20 protein-coding genes are annotated in these 25,057 nt (G+C 45.4%); 8 read left to right on the top strand and 12 right to left on the bottom strand.

The window, feature by feature from the left end; genetic code table 11:
* Window positions 1-76 precede the first annotated feature (76 nt).
* Window positions 77-931, top strand: coding sequence for a DUF1232 domain-containing protein (locus tag QUA56_RS11975; protein WP_333357563.1), 855 nt, complete (start codon window positions 77-79; stop codon window positions 929-931).
* Window positions 932-1,091: 160 nt separating this feature from the next.
* On the opposite strand, the gene QUA56_RS11970 is transcribed toward QUA56_RS11975, so the two are convergent.
* A complete protein-coding gene (locus QUA56_RS11970) occupies window positions 1,092-1,448 on the bottom strand; it encodes a zinc ribbon domain-containing protein (protein WP_333357560.1) in 357 nt (118 codons plus the stop codon).
* A gap of 327 nt (window positions 1,449-1,775) precedes the next feature.
* On the opposite strand from QUA56_RS11970, the gene QUA56_RS11965 reads away from it, so the two are divergent.
* Together QUA56_RS11965 and QUA56_RS11960 are read left to right on the top strand one after the other, a co-directional pair.
* Window positions 1,776-2,357: a hypothetical protein gene (locus QUA56_RS11965; RefSeq protein WP_333357557.1), complete on the top strand. Its 582-nt coding sequence runs from the start codon at window positions 1,776-1,778 to the stop codon at window positions 2,355-2,357.
* A gap of 300 nt (window positions 2,358-2,657) precedes the next feature.
* The gene (locus QUA56_RS11960) at window positions 2,658-3,131 is read left to right on the top strand and encodes a TspO/MBR family protein (RefSeq protein ID WP_333357554.1); all 474 of its coding nucleotides are present in this window, start codon (window positions 2,658-2,660) and stop codon (window positions 3,129-3,131) included.
* Between the two features lie 1,020 nt (window positions 3,132-4,151).
* Here QUA56_RS11960 and QUA56_RS11955 read toward each other — a convergent pair.
* From QUA56_RS11955 to QUA56_RS11935, 5 genes are all read right to left on the bottom strand, one after another.
* Window positions 4,152-6,215: a hypothetical protein gene (locus QUA56_RS11955; protein WP_333357551.1), complete on the bottom strand. Its 2,064-nt coding sequence runs from the start codon at window positions 6,213-6,215 to the stop codon at window positions 4,152-4,154.
* Window positions 6,212-6,433 (bottom strand): hypothetical protein, encoded by a 222-nt coding sequence (locus tag QUA56_RS11950; protein WP_333357548.1) that lies wholly within the window; start codon window positions 6,431-6,433, stop codon window positions 6,212-6,214. Before QUA56_RS11950 ends, QUA56_RS11955 begins: the two co-directional genes overlap by 4 nt.
* Window positions 6,434-6,461: 28 nt before the next feature.
* Complete coding sequence (hslO, locus tag QUA56_RS11945; protein WP_333357545.1) at window positions 6,462-7,361, bottom strand: Hsp33 family molecular chaperone HslO; 900 nt, start codon at window positions 7,359-7,361, stop codon at window positions 6,462-6,464.
* A 658-nt stretch (window positions 7,362-8,019) separates the two neighbouring features.
* Complete coding sequence (locus QUA56_RS11940; RefSeq protein WP_333357543.1) at window positions 8,020-9,831, bottom strand: glycosyltransferase family 39 protein; 1,812 nt, start codon at window positions 9,829-9,831, stop codon at window positions 8,020-8,022.
* A 120-nt stretch (window positions 9,832-9,951) separates the two neighbouring features.
* The gene (locus tag QUA56_RS11935) at window positions 9,952-11,169 is read right to left on the bottom strand and encodes a glycosyltransferase (RefSeq protein WP_333357540.1); all 1,218 of its coding nucleotides are present in this window, start codon (window positions 11,167-11,169) and stop codon (window positions 9,952-9,954) included.
* 125 nt (window positions 11,170-11,294) lie between these two features.
* Between QUA56_RS11935 and cofH the strand changes: the two genes are divergently transcribed.
* Entirely contained in the window at window positions 11,295-12,455 is a 1,161-nt protein-coding gene (gene cofH, locus QUA56_RS11930) for a 7,8-didemethyl-8-hydroxy-5-deazariboflavin synthase subunit CofH (protein WP_333357537.1), read from the top strand.
* Window positions 12,456-12,499: 44 nt separating this feature from the next.
* Here cofH and QUA56_RS11925 read toward each other — a convergent pair whose 3' ends face one another.
* Together QUA56_RS11925 and QUA56_RS11920 are read right to left on the bottom strand one after the other, a co-directional pair.
* Window positions 12,500-13,162 (bottom strand): Uma2 family endonuclease, encoded by a 663-nt coding sequence (locus QUA56_RS11925; RefSeq protein ID WP_333357535.1) that lies wholly within the window; start codon window positions 13,160-13,162, stop codon window positions 12,500-12,502.
* Between the two features lie 209 nt (window positions 13,163-13,371).
* Window positions 13,372-13,635, bottom strand: coding sequence for a hypothetical protein (locus QUA56_RS11920; RefSeq protein ID WP_333196168.1), 264 nt, complete (start codon window positions 13,633-13,635; stop codon window positions 13,372-13,374).
* Between the two features lie 215 nt (window positions 13,636-13,850).
* On the opposite strand from QUA56_RS11920, the gene QUA56_RS11915 reads away from it, so the two are divergent.
* Window positions 13,851-14,093, top strand: a complete 243-nt coding sequence (locus QUA56_RS11915; RefSeq protein WP_333196170.1) for a helix-turn-helix transcriptional regulator — start codon at window positions 13,851-13,853, stop codon at window positions 14,091-14,093.
* A 31-nt stretch (window positions 14,094-14,124) separates the two neighbouring features.
* Here QUA56_RS11915 and QUA56_RS11910 read toward each other — a convergent pair whose 3' ends face one another.
* The 4 genes from QUA56_RS11910 to QUA56_RS11895 all read right to left on the bottom strand — a co-directional run bounded on the left by QUA56_RS11910 (window position 14,125) and on the right by QUA56_RS11895 (window position 18,476).
* Window positions 14,125-15,066 carry a hypothetical protein gene (locus QUA56_RS11910; protein ID WP_333357533.1) on the bottom strand — a complete coding sequence of 314 codons (942 nt, stop codon included), beginning with the start codon at window positions 15,064-15,066 and terminating at the stop codon, window positions 14,125-14,127.
* The gene (locus QUA56_RS11905) at window positions 15,056-16,369 is read right to left on the bottom strand and encodes an AAA family ATPase (protein ID WP_333357530.1); all 1,314 of its coding nucleotides are present in this window, start codon (window positions 16,367-16,369) and stop codon (window positions 15,056-15,058) included. The genes QUA56_RS11910 and QUA56_RS11905 overlap by 11 nt, the downstream gene beginning before the upstream one ends.
* A 149-nt stretch (window positions 16,370-16,518) precedes the next feature.
* Window positions 16,519-17,115: a hypothetical protein gene (locus QUA56_RS11900; protein ID WP_333357527.1), complete on the bottom strand. Its 597-nt coding sequence runs from the start codon at window positions 17,113-17,115 to the stop codon at window positions 16,519-16,521.
* Window positions 17,116-17,237: 122 nt separating this feature from the next.
* Window positions 17,238-18,476, bottom strand: coding sequence for an LL-diaminopimelate aminotransferase (locus QUA56_RS11895; RefSeq protein WP_333357524.1), 1,239 nt, complete (start codon window positions 18,474-18,476; stop codon window positions 17,238-17,240).
* A 213-nt stretch (window positions 18,477-18,689) separates the two neighbouring features.
* On the opposite strand from QUA56_RS11895, the gene QUA56_RS11890 reads away from it, so the two are divergent.
* The 3 genes from QUA56_RS11890 to QUA56_RS11880 all read left to right on the top strand — a co-directional run.
* Window positions 18,690-19,781, top strand: a complete 1,092-nt coding sequence (locus QUA56_RS11890) for a hypothetical protein (protein ID WP_333357520.1) — start codon at window positions 18,690-18,692, stop codon at window positions 19,779-19,781.
* A 357-nt stretch (window positions 19,782-20,138) separates the two neighbouring features.
* Window positions 20,139-21,881: a DUF3352 domain-containing protein gene (locus tag QUA56_RS11885; protein WP_333357517.1), complete on the top strand. Its 1,743-nt coding sequence runs from the start codon at window positions 20,139-20,141 to the stop codon at window positions 21,879-21,881.
* Between the two features lie 1,183 nt (window positions 21,882-23,064).
* Window positions 23,065-25,057 (top strand): two-partner secretion domain-containing protein (locus tag QUA56_RS11880; protein WP_333357514.1); only part of this gene is annotated, 1,993 nt, incomplete at its 3' end.

The raw sequence follows: 25,057 nt of genomic DNA, 5'->3' as shown, positions 1-25,057 counted from the left end.
TTGCCCATTTTTGAAATCATTTCGATTTGAGTTTTGTGGTAAAATACAAAGCGTCGTTATCAATCGGAGTAGCATCGTGTCCGAGAGAGATATTTTTGCCACATCCTCAGAAAGCGAACTTTTAGCTTTTTATGGTTCTTTGTTTGCGATCGCAGCCGCCGATGGTTCCGTTGATATTGACGAACTAGATTTGTTGTTTAAAACCATAAATTTAGACAAATTTTCTGACTCTGCAAAGACTCAAATCCAATCCTACACAGCCAGTCCCCCATCACTCACCGACTGTTTGCAAACACTCAGCCATTCAGAAGAACCGCTGCGTTTGGGAGTCATGTATTTTTTAATCAACATTGCGCGGGCAAATAAGACGCTGCATCCCGCAGAAAGCGAGGCTATCCAATCCGCAAAAAAACTGCTGGCTGTTTCCGACTTGCAAATCCAAGCGATGCAGGAATTCATCGCAAACATGAAACAAATACGGGAGGCGGGGCCAAATAAGAATCAGGCATCAGCATCCTTCAAATCTGCTATTTCTCAGCTTAAAAGTAATGGCATCCCTCTCGATTTGCTCGACCCAAAAGGAACCACAACAAACCTCAGCAACCCCAAAATTAACTATTCAGATGAAAGTTTTTGGACTAAACTTAAAAACTTTGCTTTACCCGCAGGAAGAGAAGTAGTAGAAAAAGCTTTGACACTTTACTATACCGCTCAAAATCCCAACGTTCCGGCTTGGGCAAAAACTGTTGTTGTTGGAGCTTTGACGTACTTTATATCTCCTGTTGATGCGATTCCCGATGTATTAGTCGGTATCGGATTTACAGATGATTTGGGAGTGTTACTGACGGCGATCGCTACTGTTTCAGTATACATTAGTTCAGAAACTAAAGAACAAGCCAAACAAAAAATGAATGATTGGTTTGGCTCATAATATTATGTCCTGTGGATCGTTTTGTTTCCGCCTGCATCGGAATAATATAATCTGAATAATATAGCAGTTGTCAATCGGATGAAATACAGGACACGGCAGTGCCGTGTCCCTACCCAATATCTGTAATTCACCCAACTGAAAACTTGATTATTGTGGATTTTCAGTCTTTAATCGGCTTGCCATCTCGATTGACAATACGGCTTTCACCATCCTTAGCGGTGACATTTTCGTAAACCCCTTCATCCCGTTTCACGTACTTGCTGAAACCCGAACTTTTATAATCGGTGTCGGATGTAGGCTTCATCAACCTCGGAGCGCTCAGCAGCCGGCGTACCGGAGCATCTGCGGGAGTGTCCCCGGGTTCGCACTTAGCCAACTCGCACAGTTTGCCCCAAGTCGAAACTTCCAGGTTCATGCTGTGCGAAACTTCTAACTGCTGGTTGTTTGTGGGACAAAAATAATCGTATACAGGCATACTAAGAATCTCGTTTGCAACTACTAAAATTACTAATTGCATGGTAATTGAGAGTATTATAGCTCAACATTATTAACTATTCAAGCCAAAAAATCAAACTTTACTATTTTTAACGGTTGTTGAAACACTAAATCAGCTATATTATTAACCCTGTGCGCTTGCTCCCGGATGCGATCGAGACAAAGCCCAAAAGTACGCTACCCTGAAATCCTCGGACTCGATCCAACGATCGCACGATCGATGGCTAGCAAATGCCCGCAAGACTTACCTCAATGCCCTCAAAGGATCGATCGTGATTTTCAGACTGTACGCAAATCACAGATTCTAAGTTTCAATTTTATTTATCTACTCACCAGCGAGGATTTACCGATGAGCGATTTCAAAGTTACGCCAGAAGTAGAGCTGAACACAGCTCAAATGTTGGAGCGATACCAACTGCAAGATGAGACAACTCTGCGGCGTTGGGCAAAACTGCACGGCATCAACAGCACTCGCGGTTTCTTCTATCCCAGTGAAGTAGATTTGATGGATCACGCTCACCACCACCTTTACAATCTGGGAATGAGTATTGCTGACTACCAAAGTCTTTTAGACCGACGCCGCAGCCATTCCCAGACATCAGGCGACCAAAATAAAACAGTAGCAAGTCAAGTTGCTGACGAAGCATACGAGGCCATAGAAACGCTGACCGATCAGTATGCTGAAGCTATTGATTTAATGGGAGAACGTATAGCGGATCATTTCATCGATGAACTCGATTTATCTGTGATGCGACACCTTTCTAAAAAAGTGCAAGACCGCCGCACTCTCAACGGTCAAACCAAAAAGCCTAACCGTTTTCTCCAAGTGATTAAAGCCGTGTTGCAACCGAGCAGCGAAAATACGCTTCTGGTTCCCAAAAAAGATGACGATTCTAGTTTAGAATTAGAACAGCATCACCGACTCGGCTAGCCGCCAATTTCGTTGAAAGACTAAGAGACTTTTTGTCAAAATTACGTCAAATTTACTGAGATATCCCACCCGCTCCCTCCCCTTGTCTAGGGGAGGGTTAAAGAGTGCTATTTTGTATATTGCGAACAAGAATTGAAGAGAATAAATTGAGGTCTTTCAGAAGTCTAAATTACTTTTCAACTGATGTTGGGTTTTGCGAGTCAACTCAACTTAATATAACTAGAGACAGATTGCGCGATCGCCAAAATTAGAGATAATATCTGCTGAATTGAACCTGTCAACCTCGCCCAAGGTAAAAAAATGATTAAATCCTGGATGGTAATTGGAGGAGTCGCCTTTGTAGTAGCTTTAGCAGCTAACATAATCGCGCCCAGCGACATCCAATGGTTCAACCGCTTGCAGCGTCCGAGATGGCTAGTATTTGAAAAAGCAATTCCCCTAATTTGGACAGTAATTTTTATTTGTGCAGCTTGGTCAGCAGTGATTGTTTGGGAAAAAGAACCGGGAACTCAGGAGACTTGGCTGAGAATGGCTTTGTACCTGTTTTTAGAAATAGTAACCATATCTTACACCTCGGTTATGTGCAAAGTAAGGAGCCTAAAAGTCGGCACAATAATCGGCGGAACGGGCGCTATTTTAAGCGTAATACTAGCTTTAAGTGTATTGCAAGTTTCCGAGCCTGCCGCCCTGTTATTGCTGCCTTACATACTTTGGAGTCCGATCGGCACTTACACCACTTGGGCAATGATGCACCTAAATCCGGCGGATGTTTAGGCTTTGGAATTAGTCATTTTAATAGGATTGCAAGCATCGGGAAAAAGCACCTTTTAAACCTAAAATCTGCTCCCTGTTAGATCCCCGGCTTCTTTAATAAGTCCGGGATCGGGGTGTTCTGTTTTTTGAAAATTGGCAATTAACGATCGACTATCTCAAACCAGATCGACTGCCATAAACTTTAACCCTTTCTTTCTACGTTAAATTTATCACAATAGTTTTATGTATCAGACTGCAAATTTTCGATCGCGGAAAAGAGTTGTTGCAGTAGCTCACCAAAGCCAGCCATCTGTTCATCAAAAGCATCGCCATTCCTTACATAAAGATCGTTCTTTCGTTCACTTTCAAGCACTTCCTTTGCAGCTATAGCAGTCCTAAATCTGTCGCAAAATCGAGCGAGATCGGAATCCTTGTAGTGCGAGCATCTTGCTCGCGTACTATTTTTCAAATCATTTAGGATTGCTATATAACTTCTGCGACACTAATGCCATGCTTCTTGGATAATTTTACTATCACTGCAATAAAAGCATCCAGATGCGAATCTTCTACTGTGCAGTAATTTCGCTCTTTCTGGCTAAATAAAGTACCCATCTGGTTTCTAAAAATAGTTATTTCTTAAACATACCACTATGATATTCATTTTTAATAAAGACTAAAACCGCAAAAAAATCTGTACAAATTAACGCTTGCTTGTACAGATAAGTAAAGATATTAGGTAGCAGCTTCTCACCCTCAAACCTAGCGACTCGGAGTTATGTAGGGTGCGTCGCTGCGACCTTTTAAATGGAACTTGCAGATTGACGGGTGGCGACGCACCTTACTTATTACAAGATTGTGTGTACCGCATATACATGGAATAAGCTGTGGAGCATTTAAACCATTAACGCTCCAGGTAAGGTGCGTCATTCGCGAACACTTACTATACATGGGAAACGCTTCTCTACGCCCGGCACCCTACTATCCTCCTTTAAATGCCGAACAGCTTATGCTGTATTGCGTAGCAGTTTCTCACCCTCAAATTTACTGACTTGGAGATTTGCTAGGCGGCTCAGTTTCCGGGGGTTCGGGAGCCGGAGATTCAGCAGCCGGAGGATTCAGCGACTCCTCCCAAACTTTGATTTGCGATCGAGCTTGTTCAAAAGCCCGAGTGCCCGAGGGAATTTTCTTCAAAGTTGCGATCGCCCCAGCCAGATCCGACGACGACTGTTCCACACCAAGCGCCAAAATCCGCTGGCTCCACTCATCAATCGCCTCAGTCGCCTGCCACCGGAGCGAACTCGACTCGGGAACCTCAAGGGCCAGGGAAATTGCCGTTTGCAAAGCCTCCGCAGTCCCCGCTCGGGCTGCTTGACGGGCGCTCTGCAAACCTTGCTCGCCCTGAGATTGAGCCTCCCAAGTCCGAATGTTCGATCGAGCTTCCTCATAAAGCACCCGTCCCGATCGAATCCGGCGGGCCATCTCAATTGCCCCCGCCAAATTGCCCCCCGCCGCTAGCTGCTGAGCTCTATCCAAAAACGGCTGGTCAACAAGCCGCTGTCTCCTCTCGATCCAAGCTTGAATTTTGGTTTGAGCTTCCACGTAAAGCGCCCTACCTCTACCGATCCGAGAAGCTTGAGCAACGGCGGCCTCCAGAGCATTCGGATCGCCCGTACTCGCCAAATCGTTCGCCCTTTGCAAATACGGACTGTCTTCCATCAGCTCGATTTGACGGCTCAAGCGGTTAATTTGACTGCGAGCTTGCTCAGAGCGGGGATTTGATTGAGGAACTGTTTGCAATTGCGCGATCGCAGCCCTCAAATCATTTACCCGTCCCGGCGCCGCCAGCCTGCTTGCCAAATCCAAAACTTTCACATCAGCCATTTCTTGCTGCCAGCGGCCGACTAAATCTTGAGCTTGTTTGTACAAAGGGCGGCTCGAATTCAACTTTTGAGCGATCTCGACCGCCTTGGACAAACCCTCAACAGAGCCGCTCAAAGCCTGAGCAGTAGCATTCGCCAACTGGTTAAAATCCTCAACTTGTTCCCTTAAATTTGCAGTGTCGGGAATCTTGTTAGCAATCGCGATCGCCTGCTCCCAATCCCCTGCCTGCAAGCGTTTTTGGGCGATACCCATAATTTTCTTGCTAAATTCCGCGATCGCCGCCTTGGCAGCTTGATACAAATAACTGTTTTGACCAATTTCCTGGGCCAGCTTAATCGCCGTCACCAGATTGTCGAGCCCTCCCTCTGCTGCTGTATTCCGGGCTTTTACCAACTTATTGCCCTCAGTCCGAGTCGCCTGAATGAGCTTAGTCAACTCCTCGTACTTAGTCGATTCCCAGAAAGTATTTCCCAAATCCAAAAGCAAAGTAGCTTGGCGGAAAGCCAGCGTCCACTCTTCCTTACGCAAGTTGTCTTCGGCCGTGCGGTAAATTTTCTCTGCATCCATCCATATCGACTGCCACTTTTCTATCTGCTTTTCCACCGTCGGGTAAGCGGGAACGTCTTTAGGGACCTTGCGAGCGATCGCAATCGCCTCCTCCAGCTTTCCTTCTTGGAAACTAGCATTTCCCAGCCTGAGAATATCCTCCGACCACCGCTCGATTTGACCGTTAATTCTCGGCCGCAGCGGGTGGTCTTGAGGCAAAGCATTAACTAATTCGATCGCCAACAGCAAATCATCTGCCGTCCGCTTGCTAGCTGCTTCTTGAGCGCAAAAAAAGCGATCGTTAGCAGAAGCCGTCGGCCAAAAAATCTTTGAGCAATTCGACTGCGAGGTCAAGTTGAGCAAAGACGCAAGTGCCACAAACCCCATACCCACCGACAGGATCAAACTCACGGCCAGCCAAAACTGCCACTTATTCGACCAGCTCAGCCACAACCGATTGTGTCCCTCCGGCTGCTGCGAGTTTTCCCCAGACAAATTCGGCGGTAGTTCCAGATGCCCTCCCGGCAGTTTTCCCGAAGTAACCAACTCTCGGAGCTCTTTAAGTCGCTCAGCCCGGTTTTTCCTTGCTGGTAGCCGCACCAGGGACGAAGTATCCTTTGTTGACTCCAAGGATTCTGATGCAGACCAACGGCCTGATGTTTTGCGATCTTGACTCATATCCTCACCACAAACAACAACCAGCCTGTCTTAATTATTTCAAAACAGCGATCGCTGCTATTGACTGCTCTATAGAATGTATTCATCACTTTTAAATACTCCCGCCGGCCCAAGACTGCAAGAGCCGATCGCCAAACCGCCAAAATCAAAATTTCGTGATTAGGTAATTGATAATGCGTAATTGGCAATTGGTCAAGGCCGTCATCCCTAACTCGCACTCAATAGAGCCAATTACACATTATCGTCTCAAGAACCGGAGTTCGATCGCAAATCGCCGATCAGTTCCGCAAGTTGGTCGCTGTTGGCTTTGTAAACCTCGTTGCAGAAATGGCACGTAGCCTCAGCCCCGCCATCTTTTTCAATCATGTCTTGGAGTTCCGCTTCGCCCAACATTTTCAAAGCTCCCAAAACTCGATCGAACGAACAGCCGCAGTGGAAGCGCACCATCTGAGTTTCCGGGAAAATTTCCAGGCCCATATCTCCCAGTAAATCTTCGAGAATCTCGTGCAGCGTTTTGCCCGATCGCAGCAGCGGCGTAAAACCCGACAGTGCAGCTACTCTAGATTCTAGAGTTTGCACCAATTTTTCGTCCGTTGCCGCCTTCGGCAGAACCTGCAACAGCACGCCCCCAGACGCTTGTACCCCGTCCGCCCCCACAAACACCCCCAAAACCAGAGCCGAAGGCGTCTGCTCCGAGGTTGCCAAATAGTGACTAATATCGTCGCCAATTTCGCCGGAAACCAATTCTACCGTACTTGAGTAAGGGAAGCCGTATCCAACGTCCCGCACCACGTACAAATAACCGTTGCCTATTGCCCCGCCGACATCGAGTTTGCCTTTAGCATTCGGTGGCAATTCCACTCCGGGATTGTCCGCATAACCTCGAACCGTTCCATCCAGTCCCGCATCAATCAGAAGTCCGCCCAGTGGCCCATCTCCTTTGATGCGAATATTGACTCTCGATTCGGGGCGTTTCATGCTGGAGGCGAGTAACAGCCCGGCTGACATCGTGCGGCCGAGGGCGGCTGTAGCCACGTAGGAGAGCTTGTGCCGCCCTCTTGCTTCTTCGGTGAGGCGGGTGGTAATGACCCCTACAGCGCGAATTCCGCCATCTGCGGCTGTAGCGCGAATTAATTGATCGGCCATGAAAAACCTTACTTTTGTCCTTTGATACCTGCTTGAACTATTTTAGAAGTTCTTCAAGGTTGCCGCCACAGCTAGCTCCAGCCGCTAAATTTTCGGCGTTGCACAGATGTGGTATGATTGAAGATGAAGGTCTATCAAAGTTTAAAATAATTTGTCCTAAATGTCAGTCCATAAACCTCAATAAAAATGGCTGAAAAAGGGGAAAGCTTGCACTATATTTGCTCCCGATTTCGGTCGTCTATTTAGAGAAATATCTGCGAAACTAGGTGATTCAGCTATGGGTCAAACGGCATTAGACCTCTTGCAAAAATCCTTTTCATCAATTGATGGGACGGGCTATTCGGCCCATCCCACAAGAGTTATTTTTTATTGTGGGATGGGCCGGAGAGCCCGTCCTAATTATTTTTGCAAGAGGTCTATTGAGTCATAAATTTAGGGAGCATCCCATTTTTGCTTTCAGATCGTGGACGGTTGCATCAGAATAATATATTTCGATGATATAGCGTGCGAGCGTCTCGCTCGCGGCTAGATCGCGGCTAGATCGCGAGCGAGACGCTCGCACTCCTAAAAAACGGCTTTTTACCAAATTGGGATGCTCCCTAAATTTATCGATCGCTCTTTCTAGTCGATCGGACTGTCGTTGCGGGCGATCGCCAACTCAAGAACAGTGATAAACTTGATATTCATACCCATCCACCGCAGGCAAGTCGCGCGACTCAAGCTGACATTTCTGTGGTTCTAGATTGACAGGTACGCGAAAATTAACCAACCACAAATCTACCGGGCGTTCTAATTGAGTGAGTGTTTTCTCAACTGTCCCTGCCGCTATTTCCGGCGCATATTTTTTCAGATTAGCTAAAAGAAACAGCGGAGAATTCAATGATTTAACCTCTGACTTCTGACTCCTAATTTCTGAGTCACGCTCAATAGTTAATCCGTGTATCCGTGTCAAAATCCGTGTCGTGCCTTCCGCCTTCCTTCTTTCCCATTCCCACCCTATTCCCATCAACTCTCCTATTTCTACATGAGTGCTTTGAGTAGTAGCAATTAACACGGGAACTTTCGATACTTCGCGGATAATCGGAACTAAAAGGTCTGGTTTGTAATATTTGCGATAGCCGAGATTGGAATTTACTGTTACACCGCTGAAAAAACCCATTGCTAAAATTAGCACCACTGCTTTTTTGCCAGCAATTTCCACAGCAGGTAAATTAAACCATTGACTTTTTGCTGTAGGTGTGTTAAAAATAACCGCCAAGGTTGCTCCTAACAGCAATATCGCCCCCGGAAAATAGACGAAATTGTATCGAGCGCCGCGAGTTAGGTCAATCCCTAGAATATATGCAAAGCTGAAAAATAGGAAAATTGCTCCTAGCACAAATCCGCCGAAAATAACAGTACCTAAACGAGTATCGCTTGTTTTTAACGAAGTTTTAAGAGCGCCTCGCAGCAGGGGAAGCACCAATATAAAAAATATTGTCATGGCGATCGCCGATGCAACGACTACTGCCAAATTTGACGATTCCACCGGCAGCAGAGACATCACAGTCACCCATCCAGCGAAAGCTTGAAAAATCGGATCGATCAAATCTAAAAATGTGCGATCGCCGCTGACAATCCAATTAGTTAGTTCGCTGCCGTATTTATTTGACAAAAATACCGGCAACCAAACTAAACCGCCAGCTAAAGTGCCGAGGGCTACTGCTAAAAGCCGCCAGATGATTTGAAATTGCCAAATATTAGGCTGCTGGCTGTTTGAAATTGGCAACTTTCCATTAAACTGCTGCCAGATGACAGCAATTAATGCTATTGCTTCGGCACACAAAGTCAGTGTAAAAAAGTAGTGAGCGGCAATCCCTAAACAATTAACAACTACCCAAAGCAGCACCGCCCAAATAGGCATGGGCGCGCGCTGTTGCAGCTTTTTTGCAGCTAATGTCAAGCAAAAAAGAGAGGCAATAACTAATAAGATTCCTAAAGTGTAATGGCGAGCTTCTTGAGCGAGATAAATGCCGTAGGGAGAAACTGCCATCATCGCGGCCGCACATTGACCGACTAAACGAGAATTAAAAGCAAACTTGCCCAAAAAGTAAATAGCGGGAACTGAAATCACGCCCAATAATGCAGGAAGAGCTCGCCCAATCCAAACTAAACTATCCTCAGAAGGCTCAAACAACCGCATCCACCAGTTGGCGAGCATAAAATACACTGGTGGATGGTTGCTTTCTAGCAGCAAATGGTTTAGGACATCTGGAATGTCAGCATCGGGGCGAAATTGTAGCGGTTGTAATAATGTAGAAAGATCGATCGCGCGATCGATCGGCACACCGCGAAAACTGTTGCCCAAACTAAACACTAGAGTCGAAAACTCATCCGTCCACAGCGGTTTCGAGTCCAAATTGGCAAAGCGCAAAATAAAGGCGATCGCCGTCCACAGAAATAGCAACAACAGTTGTTTTTTATTAATCATTAATTCAGTCATTTAAAGGCAGTTGGCAGTTGGCAGTTGGCAGTTGGCAGTTGGCAGTTGGCATTTGTTAGTTGTCATTTCCAATAACCACTAACAACTAACGAATAGCCCAACTAAAAACTATTTTTGAACGTCCGTCACCCGCCAACTCAGCTTCATATTGATCCAGAAATTCCACAGAGTCACAGTTGCGATCGCAATCAACTTAGCCCAATATTCGTTTACCTTAAAAACATTAAACAGCACATTCACCAGCAGCACATTCATCATCAAGCCGATCAAACAAATCACATTAAATTTCAACAGCCGTTTCAAGCACTGGCGCTTTCCAGGCTGCCGCTTAGAAATATCACCAAAAGTCCACAAATCGTTCCACAAAAAATTATTGATAATTGCCACTTCAGCAGAAAAGATTGCACTGCGAGTCAGCCCCAAACCGAGGACAGTCCGCAGCAGGTAAAAAACTCCCATATCCACAAACACGCCGCTGAAACCAACCACGCCAAACCGCAGGAATCGGCCCATCGGCCAGCGGGCAAAGCGCAATCTGAGCAAGTGCCGCAAATACTCAATATACTGTTTCCAAGTAACTTTGCTCTCGCCTTCTTGCCGCTCCTGAAACACGTAACCAACTTCTCCAATCCAGCGGATCTCCCCCCTGCCGAGCACTTCAATCAATATTTTGTAACCTGCAGGATTCATGGTTTTGCCGGCTATGCAACTGCGACGCACCATAAAATACCCGCTCATCGGATCGGAAACTCGGCCCACGACTCCGGGCAGTATAATTAATCCCAAAGTCTGAGCACCCCGCGATAAAAATCTCCTGACAAGGCTCCAGTCGCTCACCCCGCCCTCGCCAACGTGGCGGCTCGCAGCGGCCAAATCGGCTCCCCGCTGAATTTCTGCTAAAAGCTGCAACAGCGTCTCCGGCGGATGCTGCAAGTCGGCATCAATGACGCCCAAAACCTCGCCCCGAGACACCTGCCACCCGCGAATTACCGCTGTGGAAAGTCCCCGCTCCTCTTCCCGGCGCATCACCCGCAATTGCGGATATTCCGGTGTCAGGGACAGGGCGACTTCCCAGGTGCGATCGGGGCTGTCGTCATCGACTACAATTAATTCGTAGTCGCCGGGAATGATGCCATCGAGCAATTGAGTCAATTGTTCCACCATACTCCTGATATTCTTGCACTCGTTGTAGGTGGGAATGACGAGGGATAAATAAATTCCCGGTGTGCGCGCGCGTGTAAAAGTTGAACCGAAAGTCTGTAAAGCAGGAATTTGCAAAGGCCCAGACGGCACTGGCAAGACCTGATTTTCTTGGTGAATGCCCATAATTTCAGTTCCCAGAAAGTCAAGGATGGTTTGGTATTACTTGAGATTTTAAAATATCGTTCCTCTATAATTGATTGGTTAAAATATAAAAATGTCTTTATTCTAGTCAGTAATTATGTAGTTGAGTGAAAAAGAAAACTGTGGATGCAATTCTCGATCGAGCTTTACAAGGTTACAACATCTCTACCGCAGAGGCTTTGGTACTTTTGCAGCAAAGAGATCCAGACGCGCGAGCTTCTATTCAAACAACCGCTGACTTGCTCCGCCGCCGACAATCAGGGGATACTGTCACTTATGTTATAAATCGAAATATTAATTTTACTAATATTTGCGAGCAGCATTGCAGTTTTTGTGCGTTCCGCCGGGACGAGGGAGATGAGGGCGCTTTTTGGTTAGATGCAGCCCAAATTCAGGAAAAGGCAACTGATGCAGTGCAGCGGGATGCAACGGAAATTTGTATGCAGGGCGGCTTAAATCTTCAAGCTAAGCTCAACGGCGAATCTTTGCCTTATTATCTGCAATTGGTAAAAATTATTAAGGATAAGTTTCCGCAGTTGCACTTGCACGCTTTTTCGCCTCAAGAAATAGAGTTTATTGCCAGAGAAGATAATCTTAGTTTCAGTTATGTAATTTCGGCTTTGCGGGATGCGGGAGTCGGTTCGATGCCGGGAACCGCTGCGGAAGTTCTCGACGATGCTGTGCGACGGGTGATTTGCCCGGAAAAACTAAATTCGGCAACTTGGTTAGAAATTGTGGGAACTGCTCACAGTCTGGGTTTGCCGACAACGAGTACGATGCTTTGCGGGCATATTGAGACGGCCGAACAGCAGGTTTTGCATTTAGAAAAAGTGCGATCGCTCCAACAAAGTGCGATCGACCAAAACTATCGGGCACGCATCACAGAATTTATTTTACTGCCATTTGTCGGACAGCAAGCACCGGCACCTTTGCGGAGTCGAGTCGGCCGCGACCAACCAATTTTAGCAGATACATTGTTACTCACCGCAGTATCGAGAATCTTCTTAGGCAATTTGATTTCCAATCACCAACCGAGTTGGGTGAAATTAGGTTTAGATGGAGCTACAGAAGCGCTGAACTGGGGCTGCAACGACATCGGCGGTACATTGATGGAAGAGCACATTACAACGATGGCCGGTGCGGTTGGCGGCAGTTGTCAATCTGTGGAAGATTTGCAAAATGCGGTTAGTTCTTTGGGGCGGAGTTATCAGCAAAGAGATACAATTTATCGACCTTTAGGGGTTGACAATTTGGCAGCTATTGTGTAACTTTTAGGATGCGAAGCGCGAAGCGCGTAACGCATCCTAGGAGTTTAGCCGTTAGCGAAGCCCTCGGAGAGGATCGCACTTTCAAACTCTTCTAGCGCTTGCAAATTTCCAACCTGCCAAGCACGTTCCACTGTAGCAGGAATCAGTTGGGCGATCGCGATTTCTGGAAAATTCGGACTCATATCGGATTCTACATACTCTCCATCTTGCAGCAAATAAATGCGAAGTCTGCCGATGTCATAAACCCATACTTCTGGAACTCCAATAATTTTATAGGCATCGATCGTAGTTTTAGAAGTTACATCCGTTTCAATTGCCAAATCCGGCGGCGGATCGTCCGGCAAAAGTCGGCGGCGGCTAATCATCCGCTGATAATTTAGAATATAAAAGCAAGCATCAGGTTCAACTCCTGCTGCACCTTCCCGTTTGAAAGTAGTAGAACCAAAGGGTTCGTATCTTCTGCCCGCTGACTTGAGTAAAATTTTGACAATATCGGAAATTAAATCTTTCGGAATTTCCCTATCTAGTAAGGGAACCATAATTTCTAAGGTACTGTTGCTGTAGGCAATTCTGGTTCTTCGCTTTTCCCCTAATTCCTGCAAAATCGACTCAAATTCCAGCCAACTTATATTGGGAATAGTTACGACACTACCGGGAGAAAGCGTTATTTGGCTAACGGGCTTAAGGACTGGAGCGATAACAATCATAAGCTGAATTGCGAGCTAGTTGTTAAGTTTGTGCCAAGGGCAGGCAGGATGCCTACCCCACAAGAAAACTCATTCTTTGTGGAACAGGCATCTTGCCTGTTCTTGATAAGAATACAAGATATCTATTGAGTGTAGCACGGGCAACGAGAAGAGATTCGCGATCGCACTTTTGACTCAATTCTAGAAACATCGATCGCACATTTAAAACTTCATTCCAACCGGATTAATTTGACTAACAGACTCATGATTTCTCCCTGTTCCGGTGTAATAATGATGCGATTGTCGGGAATGGCGATCGGATGAGTCCAACGAACAGCTTCCGCGTAGCGCAATGCGTGCAGTTGGTGGATAGTTCGCCGTACCCCCAGCGGCGAACCGATGATGACGTGACGGACTGCTTCGCGATCGCCCTCAAAGGTTTGGTTGGTTAAAACTTGGGGCGATGTTTGGTTCGATGATGAATCTTGCAACATGGCTTTGACTAATAATTTTGGATAGGTTTGATGCTTTGTAACGGTAAAACCGCGTACAATAACAAGTTGAAGAAAAGACAGCAATTCCCCTACAGCACAAGTGGCTTAGCTGGTGCTGTCTAATCTCTATTGAGTTAAATCTAAATTAATTTAGGGTAGATGTCAATCATTTTAGGCAAAGCCCTAATAAATTAATATAACTTAACAAATAGCCTATGGAAATCTCAGAAAGAGCCGATCGATCGCCCCTAATGCGACTGAGAGTTCAGCGGTTTATGACTCAAAAGCAGCTAGCAGAAGCACTTGGCGTTACGGAAGCGACGGTAAGCAACTGGGAAGCTGGGCGATCGGTACCGAAGCTAACGCCTGTTCAATACAAGAAGTTGCTAGAGATTCTGCAAATTACCTCTGCTGAATTACCAGACCAATTTGGTTTTCCCAATGATGCTGATGGATAGAAAATGAAACATTATAATCGATGTGTTTTATTTAAACGAACTCATACAATGTTGTGAAAAAAAAAGGAATATGAGACTTAACATCGCTACTTTGCTGTGAATAAAATCTCCCAATTTCTAACGAGAGTTGCTCTCTAAATACCCAATCTTCCCGGCTAAAGTCACCGGATGGCTTAATTTGATGCCAATAATCTTTAGCTTTTTTAATTGTCAGCAAAACTGCGATCGACTGATTCCTATGCGTTTCATCTACAGCATTTTGAAACCGCTCTTTCCACGAAGCCTGAAATGCTTGAGTTTCGGTACAATCTAATCCCGAACAGTAACTAATGCGATCGAACGCTCTCTTTAGGTTATTCTGTAAATCCAAGTCATTACAAATTGCATCAGCCATATCCAGATAAATATTTGCTAGTACCGCAGGATTCCCCTGATAAATCGGTTTGTTACAACAATTATCAAATATTGGTTGAAGTTCAGGTGTCAGAAAATATGCTTCTTTATGAATCAAACCTGTAACCCAGATCCGGTGCTGTGCTGCGTTTTGCTCTTTCACCTGCGCTTTTTCGTAAAGATTCCGAAAAATTGCCTCTGTATCTGTAAAAATATAATTTTCGATCGTTTGCAGTTGCAAGTCTAAATCTATCATTGCAAAAAGTCGATCGGGATCTAAATATGAATTAGTGGTATCCTTTTCGTGTAATATTGGAAGAGTAGAGTAGGTGTCTAATACATCTTTGCGATCGCCGCAGTTGAAAAATTCCGGTAACTTCTGTCTCCACCATGTCGGAACGCAAGCCTTATAAAAGTTGGCATCAGGCATTTGCTCCATTGCTTTATAAGCTTGAGGTGACTCTCTACCCTGCGTCTTCCGAATATCACCTTCGCACAATACCACAATTTTGTTTTTAATTCTTGGCGATTGCAGAATAGCCTTGCAATGTTTTTTTAGCTGTTCTGAACTAAGACTCATTTGTAATATTAGATTCTTGTTTAATCAGTTTTGGCTCAATTTCTTTAACGTGAGCTGGTGTCAAAGCTTCACACAATGCGTAGGAGTGAGTTGCCAGAATATATTGATTGCTGGGAGCCCACTCTTTAAGGTCTGATATAATTTGATATTGCCAATCTGGATGAAAAGCAATTTCAACTTCATCCATCAAAACGATAGCATCTTCTATGTTGCGAGACTTAAGCCATATATAAATGCTGAGTCTTTTGAGTTCGCCGTGACTTAAATCGTCTGGATATAGTTCTAGAGTTTCACCATTATTATATAATTTAAAGTTGACACCAGAAAAATCTTCATTTAAATTTATTCTTTTATTTCCCAACAGCAGATTTAATTCCTTAATTAGAGTTTGATAGTTGTTTCCATAGGTACCTGTTTTAATCGCTTCTCTGAAGTCGAGATCGCGAGCAGTTCTAAATAATTCAATAAGTAGCTCTACAGCAAGGAAATCATAGGTAAATAAGCATTTTAATTTAGATTTTGCCGATTCCAGTATCCCATAGTAATTCCTATCTTCTTCACTTGAGGTTCCAAATAAGAGTTTTCTAGAATCTTGCGAAAAAAATAGAAATATTTGCGTGGACGGGGCTGCCAAAAATATTTTATGTGACAACTCATTAAAAAAACATTCTGTTTCTTTGCTATCTATATTATTGAAATGACATAATAAAGCTTCATCTCGCTTATCATGAGAATTTCGGTCACTTGAATAGTTACATATATATGTCATATCTTCTGATTCTAAATATTTAATAATTTCCTCACTAATTACCTCAAGCTTTTTATGTTCTTTTCGAGATTTCACTATCTGTTCTTCATTTCTTTGCGGATTTAATGAAATTTGTTTGAGTAGGTAAGCCGTGACATTTTTGAATTTTTTTAAGGTCGAAAAACACAGATATTCTTCCTCTATAGTTTCCTTTTTACTATCTAAGTCTAATATTTTTTTTACATAATAATCTTTATAAGAAATGAATTGAAGTTTGACAACTTTTTCTCCATCCCAAATGTCAATTACGGCTAAGACTCGTTTGTCTTCACCATCATAAATTTTAAATCCCTGAAGCAGATTTGCTAAAAACCGTTTTTTCTCATCATCAACTGAACAGTGTAACAATACAAAAATCAACTGCAATAGCGTACTTTTACCGCCGCCATTTTGACTCCCCAGCGGAAAAATTTTAGGAAGAAAATCTTTTTCAAAAGTGATGTCTATATTTTTCAAACCCCGAAAATCAGGAACTTGAACTCGTAGCAAGTGCATAAAAAACTCCTGGTGTTAGCTTGCATTCAGTTTGGTTAATCGGACTTACTCACGGGTGTTCAGAAACCGGGTTTTTTCGAGAATACTTCGCTACAGCCCACAAAAACCGTAAAAACCCGGTTTCTTTGGTTGTGATGCGTAAGTCCCGACTAAGTAATAAAACTAACTAAAATTCCCAAAATTTCATCAACTGGTGGCAATGAGTATTCTCTCAAACCAATGGTAACAGTTTGCTCTTCTAATTTGATAAATTTCCACAAGTTCCCGGTCGTAACGCAACCATAGAGCTTGTTTACAAAGTAGCCGTTTTTTTCATTGAAACGCTGAGCAGCAATCATTTCAGCAACACATTGTCCAAGTCCGCCGTTGATATCTTCTTTTTTAGCTTCCACTACAATCATAGCAGGAGCTTCGATAAAAAATTGTTCAGGCGATTTGCTGATCAGAAAGTCGCAGACACCGTTAAGTCCCACCGATTGATCTACAGTAAATTCATTACCAGAAAAAAGACTGATTTGCTGCTGAAAAATATCTTTTAATTCTAGCAGAATTGGACAGATAATCATTTCAGAACGAGCTTTTTCTGTATTCAGTGCTAGGGCAAGAGGCAGGCGTTTTTCGATGAACTCAGCTAGAGCTGGACTCGGCTGAATCGGGGGCGCAGAAACAATAAAAGTAGGTACTTCTATTAGGGTGAGCTGAAAGTCTTGTTTGACTTTTTTGAGGGTGAATTCGCTATAGGACATTGCTTTTTTATACTCATAATAAAGTTGGCTGGCTTAGATTATAACACTTTTCAATCGGATGAAATACAGCAGATGGGAGTATGGACACGGCAGTGCCGTGTCCATACCGGATTCACATGAGACTAAACCTTAAACTTCTCCACAATCCGTCTCATCGCCTCCTCCACATTCTCCCGACTATTAAACGCCGAAATGCGGAAATAACCCTCACCCGCCGCACCAAAACCAGAACCCGGAGTTCCCACCACATTGCAAGTTTCCAGCAACTTCTGAAAGAAATCCCAACTCGACAAACCGTGAGGCGTTTTCACCCACACATAAGGTGCATTTTCGCCACCAAAAACCTCTATTCCCGCCGCTGTCAATTTCTCGCGAATAATCGCAGCATTTTCCATGTAAAAATTGACTAATGCCTTAATTTGTGCCTTGCCTGCCTCTGAATAAACCGCCTCAGCACCGCGCTGCACGATGTAAGAAACACCGTTAAACTTAGTAGATTGGCGGCGGTTCCACAGCTTCCAAATTTCGACATCGGAACCATCTGCTGCTTTTCCAGTCAAAGTCTTGGGTACAACTGTTAGCGCACAGCGAGTACCCGTAAAACCAGCATTTTTGGAAAAAGAACGAAATTCGATCGCACAATCCCGCGCCCCTTCAATTTCGTAGATAGAATGCGGTAAACTCGGATCGGTAATATACGCTTCGTAAGCTGCATCGAAGAAAATAATCGAACCGTTAGCTTTAGCATAATTTACCCAAGCTTGCAAGTGTTCCTTGGTTGCAGTTGCCCCGGTCGGGTTATTCGGGAAACACAAGTAAATTAAATCGACTTTTTTGTCAGTGGGAATTTGGGCAGTAAAATTGTTTTCCGCTGTAATTGGCAGGTAAACTAAGCCGCCGTATTCGCCATTTTCGTTCGCATCTCCCGTGTGCCCGGCCATCACGTTAGTGTCTACATACACCGGATAAACTGGATCTGTAACTGCGATCGTATTATTGTTGCCAAAGATATCGAGAATATTGCCACAATCGCACTTAGAACCATCAGAAATAAAGATTTCCGAAGCATCAACATCGCATCCCCGCGACTTAAAATCGCGATCGGCAATTTTCTCCCGCAGCCATTCATAACCTTGTTCCGGGCCGTATCCTTTAAAGGTATCCCGCGAACCCATTTCCTCCACCGCCTTCACCATCGCCTCCCGACAAGCAGCCGGTAGCGGTTCCGTCACGTCGCCAATCCCCAGCCGGATGATGGGCGCTTCGGGATTCGCCTCTGCAAAGGCTTTCACCCTGCGCCCAATTTCGGGAAACAGGTAGCCGGCTTTGAGTTTGAGGTAATTGTCGTTGATAGTTGCCATAGTTCGATCGCTACAAATGTCGTAGAATAGCTTACTGCTAATTGGCAGTTGACTGTTGACTGTTGACTGCTAACTGTTGACTGTTGACCGAAAAGCCCTGGGATTCATCCGTGAGAGTAATCCTAAAATTTAAAACCTAAAATCGGCAGGGTACTTGACCAAAAAATCAAATCTGCTTGTATAATCAGAATAGCGTGCAGTGCAGAAGCAATTATGGATGAGATCGAGTATGCCAAACTCTATCAAGAACTGGCAGCAATTCTGAATGAGTTTAATTTAGGTTGGGTGGTTCAACAAGTAGCGGATACTGTAGAGATAGGCAAAGTAATTGAAGAGCGATCGCTCAAAAGAAAAACACCCCTGCTCAAGATAGAAGATTATACCGCAAAAGAACAACTTTTGCTGTTAATTAATGCTGTCGAACAAGCGACAGTGAACACTTCCGAAATGGAAGACGAAATTGCTTATTTCTTGAAAGTAGAATCAGAAACCTCTCCCCTCGGCACAAAAATTACCTTTGCCAATTCAGGTGCCGAAACTGCCAAAACCATCGAGTTTACCTCCAGCGTCACAGCCCCCCGTCACAAACAGGCGATCGCCCTCAAGCCATTGCTCGATAAACTGCCTTTAGGGCCGAGCAACTACGCCATCAATTCCGAAATTAAAAGCAAATTAAAAAGCTCGATCGATCCCGAGTTTAACACAGCGGCAGAACAAGCCAGAATTTTTGACACTTACCTCTTCACCATCTTGCTAAAAGCAGTTGCTAATGAAGGCGGTACTATTTATTACAACAATGTTTTAGACGACGAAACACCGAAATATTTAACATTTAGAAAAACAGCGGGAAAAATCCACGGAAATGCACATCCATACACTCATGCTGTTGTGGAATTTCCCGACAAACCAGCCCTGGAAGTTCACCTAGGAGTAAAAGTCCAAGGTAGAGCCGGAGTTCTCCACAACTGCAACGTGTTAATTTTGTACCAAAAAGAAGCGAATATCTGCCGCTTGCTCAACCGGGAACCTCGACACTCGCAGGTAATTTTAGCAGTAAAATCTCAGCACTGCACCTCGGAACTCAAACTAGAAATGGCCGGTGCTTTTATCGGCTTAGCGTCAGATATTCGCTACGAAGGCGGCAGCTATTTCATTTCTAACAGTTACTCCCAACCCGTAGCAAAACTGCTAACTACGGCTCGCAAAAAATGGGAACTCAACATTTTTCCGAGAGCCACAAACGATGTCCACCGGCTGATGTACTCGTTTCAAACTATCTTTAAAGACTTTAAGGCCAGAAACTAACATTAGGGAATTGGGCATTGGGCATTGGGCATTGGGCATTGGGGATCGGGAGTAGTTAGTGTAGGACTTATGCGTAAATACCAAAGAAACCAGGTTTTTTACCAGTATTAAAGGCTCAAATCCAGTATTTAGTAAAAAAAACGGCTTCTGCGTCTAGGACTATTGTGGTTAGTGGTTGCTGGTTAGTAGTTTTTCTAATAAAAAATAAAAAACAACAAATTACCAATGCCCCATGCCCCATGCCCCATGCCCCATGCCCCATGCCCCATGCCCCATGCCCGATGCCCCATGCCCGATGCCCCATGCCCAATCCCCAATATAATTTATGATGTTGCGAGCACCCGAACCTTACGAATAATGTTTAAGAAAGATAAATCTTCCCTGCTGTTTACGATCGGAGCCGCCACACTTCTGATCGGTTTAGGCTTTCTCACCTACTCGATCGTCATTTCCCGCGGCCCCGCCAAAGATTTGCCGGCGGGAGCAACCGTTGTCCCCCAAGATACGATGATGGCCCTATCCATCACCACCGATGAATCGCAGTGGAATAAACTGCGAGAGTTTGGCACGCCGGAGTCAAAAGCTTCGTTTGAAAGGTTTTTAACCGAAATGCGCGATCGCCTCCTCACAACCAACGGCTACGCCTACGGGCAAGACATTCAACCCTGGGTGGGGAATACGGCAATGATTGTATTTCTCCGCAACAAAATAGCCATACCAGTCCCCCCGCCCGCACCCAACGCGCCCCCGCCTCCACCAATTCAACAGTCAGTAGCAATTATCCTGCCAATTGCCAACCCGCTCAAAGCCAAAGAATTATTAGCAAAGCCCAGACCCCTCAGCCAAGGAAAAATGGTTGAGCGCAATTATAAAGGCGTGCAAGTTACAGAAACTCAAGGTATGCCCGATCGCAATTTCTCAGTCGCGGTACTCGGCACAAGCTATCTAGCAGTCACCACAGATCCTAGCGCTACAGACAGAATAATCGATACCTACAAAGGCGAACCTTCCCTAGCAAAAACCCCTGGCTATGCAGACGCCATAGAACGAATAAAAAGTCCGGGCGCCTTCGGTCAAATCTACGTCAATATGCCCGTTGCCGCCGCCTATGCCGCCGCCAACTCAGCCCGCGAAATTTCGGCGGAAAACCTCGAAAAACTGCAACAAAATCAGGGATTTGCCACCACAGCGACGCTGGATGCAGAAGGAATTGGATTCAAATCAATCTCTTGGCTGAAACCAGATTCTACCAGAAGGATAGCAGTAGAAAACAATGCTCTAAAAATGGTTAATCGGCTGCCAAACAATACAATAATGATGGTATCCGGCGGCAACTTGCAGCGTTTGTGGCAAGACTACGTATTGGGAGCCGATGCGAACCCGATTTCGCCGATTAATCCCCAAGTGTTGCGCGCAGGTTTAAAATCCACTACTGGCATGGATTTAGATAAAGATTTCATCAACTGGATGGCGGGAGAATTTTCTCTATCATTAATACCAGCCCCCGCGCCGAATCCCAAAGACAAATATGCTGCTGGATTTGTATTTATGGTGGAAACAAATAACCGGGGCGCTGCCGACAAATCCCTAAAACAGCTTGATGAAACGATGAGAATGAAAGGGTTTAGAGTTGAGGAAATTCAAGTCGGCGGCAAACCTGCGATTAAATGGACATCGCAGTTTGGAGGGATTACGGTAACTCGCGGTTGGATGAACGATGTAGCGTTTATCACAGTAGGAGCTCCCGTGGTTGATGCGATCGTTCCGGCACCGAAAAGTCCGCTTTTAAGCAGCGAACTGTTCCAGAAAACTGTACGATCGCAACTTAAACCTCACAACGGCAATTTCTTCATCGATACAGAGAGTGCATTCAACCCGAAAAACTTAGCTTTGCCGGAATTTCTTCCCCCCAGTCAAAAAATCTGGATAGACGCCATGCGATCGATCGGCATTACAGCGGCAGTCATTGGCGATCGTACCACCCGCTACGACGCTTTTGTCGGTCTCAAAAAATCCGACCAATCCACTCCTTCACCCAATCCCTCACCGAGCCCTGCTTCACCCAGTCCCTCGCCCACCGTCAAAACTTCTCCAAATTAACTCTTAAATCATCGAACAAATCCGCCCTAGCAGCCCCCTTAAACAGCAACAGGGCGATCGATTCAAACTGAAAAGCAGCCGATCGAAACCGACAATAGCGGATTTGACTGCAAGAGGGAAATTGAGCCGGATTTAAGTAGTTTTACTTCAAAAAAAACTCACACCAAAAAACCCAAAACCCGGTTTCTTAAAAAAAATCGGGTTTCTGAACACCATAAAAATTTGACTTGCTTATTCTTGTCAGAATTTTAAAAACCGACAATTGTAGAGGCGGCTATTTTGTTTTTTATAAAAGCAAAATAAAGATTTTTTACCTAGATTTTCCGGTCTGTTCTGGACAGAGAAACCGATTTTTTAAACCGTCATACTTCGTTCAAAATGTCACTCATATAAAAAAACTGGTTTCTCGGCCTCGGAGTGCCTCTAGGAAGGCCGTTTTTGTTGTTTTATATGTCATGGGGAAGATACAGATACTAGGCATTGCGAGTTATATTTAGATTGTGGAGAAGATACGCTCGGGGAAGTGCAAATGCCGAAGCCAATTATACTCATTTAGTCCTCAACCCAATGACAGTCAGAAACCCGGTTGCTTCATAAATATAGCGTCTTCAACCGTTCCGAAAAACCTATGGAGAGCTTGGCATTCCCAGTCAGCACCTGTACCGCGTCGGAACGTGCATTCAATCGTCTTAAGTGACCAATAATTTCAAAGGTGGTACCCGCCACGTGATTTATCCGTGGAATCAATCTAAAATCTAAAATCGAAAATCCTCAAGAAAGAGCATTTATCTCGCGCAAGTCAATCTAAAATCTAAAATCTAAAATCTAAAATCGATTGACTGCGTTCATCTGCTCGTGACACCGTGATGTCAACCCCAGCATTATGCACTGTCAAAGGCGATCGACGAACGAACAGGTTTATAGCCAAGCGTATGGCTTTCCTAACAAGCGATCGTCAACATTGACTAAGCAAAGCTTACTTAGCAATAAAACTGACAGAATAGATCGCAAATACCCCTCTGAAAATGAGGGGTGTATTTTCACTCATCTATGCAAATTGACCAGACACAGTACAGAGGTGCACAGATTTAGTGACAAAGCCGTCAACCTAGATTTTTCTTACCAACCGGGTTGGTTTACCTAATTTCTGTCATTCATTATATATTTTAGTCTTTAGAGACCTATGAAAACTGCCAATAATAATGTTAAAATAAAGGCGAAATTCCTGTCTAAAGCAAGAATCAGCAAACTGACACTTGCTCTGCAAATAGTATTAATAAATCTTTACTTTTTGCAAGCAAAAGCCGAAGGTCAAATCATTGTTCCAGCGTCGGACGGAACGGCCACTACCGTCACTCCCGCTGCCCAAAACGGAACTCCTGGGCAGCCAACTCGCTTCGACATTCAAGGCGGACAATTATCGAGCGATCGACAAAATCTCTTCCACAGCTTTACACAATTCGGCTTGTCGGAAAATCAGATCGCCAACTTTATATCAAACCCCAACATTCGCAACATTTTAGCGCGCATAGGCGGCGAGAACCCCTCGATTATTAACGGCTTAATTCAAGTAACCGGCGGCAATTCTAACTTGTTTCTGATGAATCCATCCGGCATCATATTTGGCAACAGTGCCAGCTTAAACGTGCCGGCTTCTTTCACCGCAACCACCGCCACCGCTATTGGATTTGGTACTAACTCGTTTAACGCCAACGGTACTAACACTTACACATCTCTGACAGGCGCGCCCAGTTCCTTTGCTTTTGGGCCCGATCGAGCTGGGGCAATTATCAGCACGGCCGACTTAGCAGTCAAGTCAGGGCAGAACTTAACCTTGCTCGGCGGTACCGTTGTCAGCACAGGCAGCCTTTCGGCCCCAGACGGTCAAATTACCGTCGCATCAGTCTCCGGGACAAATTTAGTGCGCCTCAGCCAGCGAGGCAATTTGCTGAGTTTGGAAATCGAGGCGCCCTCAGCGACGAGCAGCACTGAAACAGCGGTAACAGCTTCGGCATTGCCGATCGCATCCTTGCCCGAACTGCTCACAGGCATCGGTCAAACGAACGCTACAGGCCTGAGCGTCAACCTCAGCGGTCAAATCGTACTAACGGCGTCTAACCTAGCAGTAGCTGCGGGGGACGTTGCAGTAAAAGATGTAAACGCTCGGGCGATCGAAATTCAAGCAGCCAACAGCATTGCAGCCAGCGGAAACCTGACGAGTTCCCAAGGCGGCCAGATCGTCCTAGAAGCTAGCGGCGACATTCGCACGCTCGCTCTCGACTCCCACTCCGACACCACCGCAGGCGGCAACATCAGTGTCACCAGCCGTACAGGAAAAGTAGAAACAGGCAATATCAACGCAGGGTCGATCGACAAAAACAGCAACGCCGGAGACGTTAGTATTGCAGCACCCTCAAGCAGCATTCAAACAGGGTTCATAGACGCCAACTCCGCAGAAAAACAAGGCGGCAAAATTACCCTCAACGCCCGCAACGACATCGAAGTAACCCGTATCAACACCGAAGGCCTAACAGCCGGAGGAAATATTGACATTACAGCCGGCGGTTATTTCCGAGCTACAGGCACTTTCACAAACGATCGCAACTGCTTGTCGCAACCTTGCAGCATTTCCGCCTCCGCGACTGGTAGCGCTAATGGTGGAGATATCACCATTCGCCACGGCGGCGAAGCCTCGAATATAGTTTTCGGCATCGGGCCCGAGTATAACAGACTCAACGGTACTGCTGGCAGCATTGCCACTGGGGGTGCGAACAAAGAAAATGTTATTGCATCTGGAGGTTATGTCAGCCCCGGCCCTCAGATAGTACAGCCGACGCAAATTAACATTACGGCTTCTTCAGTCTCACCGACACCCGCACCGACACCCGCACCGACACCTGCACCGACTCCTGCACCAACTCCCGCACCAACTCCTGCACCGACTCCTGCACCAACTCCTGCACCGACTCCTGCACCAACTCCTGCACCAACTCCTGCACCAACTCCTGCACCAATACCCGCGCCGACTCCTGCACCGACTCCTGCACCAATACCCGCGCCAACTCCTGCACCGACACCCGCGCCAACTCCTGCACCAATACCCGCGCCAACTCCTGCACCAATACCCGCGCCAACTCCTGCACCAATACCCGCGCCAACTCCTGCACCAATACCCG

This window comes from Microcoleus sp. N3A4, assembly GCF_036701805.1.
In the GTDB taxonomy this organism is placed as follows: domain Bacteria; phylum Cyanobacteriota; class Cyanobacteriia; order Cyanobacteriales; family Microcoleaceae; genus Microcoleus.
This window is presented reverse-complemented; position numbering and strand designations above follow the sequence as displayed.